Origin of the sequence: Streptomyces sp. NPDC051907 (assembly GCF_040681075.1) — a bacterium.
Lineage (GTDB): Bacteria > Actinomycetota > Actinomycetes > Streptomycetales > Streptomycetaceae > Streptomyces.
The window spans coordinates 1-2,391 of record NZ_JBFAYB010000220.1 but is presented as its reverse complement, the minus strand read 5'-3'; the positions used below and the strand labels follow the sequence as shown (position 1 = coordinate 2,391).

The 2,391-nt window shown below is 70.3% G+C and carries 2 protein-coding genes and 1 pseudogene; all 3 read right to left on the bottom strand.

Features of this window, described 5'->3' with window-relative positions:
• A partial coding sequence (locus AB0M39_RS41830; RefSeq protein WP_365374392.1) for a hypothetical protein occupies nucleotides 1-634 on the bottom strand: 634 nt, incomplete at its 3' end.
• A 268-nt stretch (nucleotides 635-902) separates the two neighbouring features.
• Nucleotides 903-2,009, bottom strand: a complete 1,107-nt coding sequence (gene prfB, locus AB0M39_RS41825; protein WP_365374389.1) for a peptide chain release factor 2 — start codon at nucleotides 2,007-2,009, stop codon at nucleotides 903-905.
• A gap of 178 nt (nucleotides 2,010-2,187) precedes the next feature.
• Nucleotides 2,188-2,391 (bottom strand): annotated as a pseudogene (locus AB0M39_RS41820) (serine/threonine protein kinase); the annotation flags it as partial.

The following is a 2,391-nucleotide window of genomic DNA, read 5'->3' as shown; positions in this document are numbered from 1 at the left end:
CGCCGGCGATCATCGTCGCGGCGCCGATGAGCAGGAAGGTGGTCTCGGCGGCGCCGGTCTCCGCCAGCTCCTCCTTGGCCTTGCCCTGCTCGACCGGCTTGGAGCCGGCGCTGTCGGTGTCGGTGTTGTCCGCGCACTCGGCGCCGTCGAGGTCGACGGTGCAGGTGCCGGCGTCGCCGTCGTCACCGTCCTCGCCCGGGCTGGTGGGCTTCGGGTCCGGGTCCTCGGTCGGGTCCGAGGGCTTGCCGGTCGGCTTGTCCGAGGGCTTGCCGGTGGGCTTGTCCGTCGGCTTGCCGGTGGGCTTGTCCGTCGGCTTGCCGGTCGGCTCCGTGGGCTTGCCCGTCGGCTCAGTCGGCTTGCCGGTCGGCTCGGTCGGCGGAGTCGTCGGAACCGTCGGCGTCGGGTCCGGGATCACCGTCGGGAGCGGCGGCGTGACCGTCGGCGCCGGGTCCTCGTCGATGCCGATGCCGGCGTCGATCTTGTTCTTTTCAGCCTTGGCCGAGACCTCGAGCGGACCCACATCGATGCCGACGCCGACGGCCGAAGCGGCGCCGGCGGCGGTCAGGGACGCACCGGCTGCGATGACCGCACCGGCAGCAATTCGCGCGACGCGGATACGCGTCTTCTTCGTCATCTGGCTGCTACCCCCAGTAGCTATCTTGTCAATGGAGCAGCGCCCGGGGCAGCTTCGCCGGGGGGTGTGACAACCTCCCCCGTTCACATGCGCCCCAGAAATACGCATGCCGCGCGTCAGCTTTCCCAGTTTTCGTACAAGCGTCAAGGCGGTTGCGCGTGCGATGTCCGATATAGCGTCAGTTGCCTGACCTGCGGGGATGCAACTGTGACATAAAAGGGAACTGCCGCCTCAGAGGCGGCAGTTCCCTTGTCGACAAAGCGCTCTGTTACTTCTCCTGCTGCTTGCGCCAGCGAATGCCGGCCTCGAGGAAGCCGTCGATCTCGCCGTCGAGCACCGCCTGGGGGCTGCCCACTTCGAAGTCCGTACGCAGGTCCTTGACCATCTGGTACGGGTGCAGGACGTACGAACGCATCTGGTTTCCCCAGGAGTTGCCGCCGTCGCCCTTGAGGGCGTCCATCTTGGCCTGCTCCTCCTGACGGCGCCGCTCGAGGAGCTTGGCCTGCAGGACGTTCATCGCGCTCGCCTTGTTCTGGATCTGGGAGCGCTCGTTCTGGCAGGAGACCACGATGCCGGTCGGGATGTGCGTGATCCGGACCGCGGAGTCGGTGGTGTTGACGCCCTGTCCGCCGGGGCCGGAGGCGCGGTAGACGTCCACGCGCAGCTCGGTCTCGTCGATCTCGACGTGGTCGCTCTGCTCGACGACCGGCAGCACCTCGACGCCCGCGAAGGACGTCTGGCGGCGGCCCTGGTTGTCGAAGGGCGAGATGCGCACGAGGCGGTGGGTGCCCTGCTCGACGGAGAGCGTGCCGTAGGCGTACGGCGCCTTGACGACGAAGGTGGTCGACTTGATGCCGGCCTCTTCCGCGTACGACGTCTCGTAGATCTCCGTGGAGTAGCCATGGCGCTCGGCCCAGCGCATGTACATGCGCTGCAGCCGCTCGGCGAAGTCGGAGGCGTCGACGCCGCCGGCCTCGGCGCGGATGTTGACCAGCGCCGCGCGCTCGTCGTACTCGCCGGACAGCAGCGTGCGGACTTCCATCTCGTCCAGCGCCTTGCGGACCTCGACGAGCTCGGACTCGGCCTCGGCCAGGGCGTCCGGGTCGTCCTCGGACTCGGCGAGCTCGAAGAGCACGCCCAGGTCGTCGATCCGGCCGCGCAGGGCCTCGGTCTTGCGGAGCTCGGCCTGCAGGTGCGAAAGCTTGCTCGTGATCTTCTGCGCCGCCTCCGGGTCGTCCCACAGGGACGGGGCCGCGGCCTGCTCCTCGAGCACGGCAATATCTGCCCTCATCGTGTCGAGGTCCAGGACGGCCTCGATCGACCCCATGGTCGAGGAGAGGGATTTCAGCTCTTCGGATACATCGACGACTGCCACGGGTCCAGCGTAACGGCTGGGCGAGCGGAACCGTGCTGGCCCGGCGCCAAGGGGCCTCGCCGCCCAGCGCCCGCACGGCGAACCCGGTCTCGTACGAACCGTCGGCGGCGAGGTGCGGCCCGCCGACGGCGGTGCCGGACCGCCGACGGTCCGGCGCCGCCGCCGGAGGCCGCCTCGGTCAGGGCTCCGAGGGCGCCGAGTGCTTGGAGTCCCGGGGCGGGGACTCCCCGTCGCCCTCGCTCAGGGCGAGCCAGCCGCCGACCGCGAGGCCCGCCGCCAGGACCAGGCCCGCCACGCCCAGCGTGATGCGGCGCTTGCGGACGGTCTCCGCCTTGTGGCGGGCCGAGCCGGGGCGGCGCTGGCCGGCGGCGCGCGGTGCGCG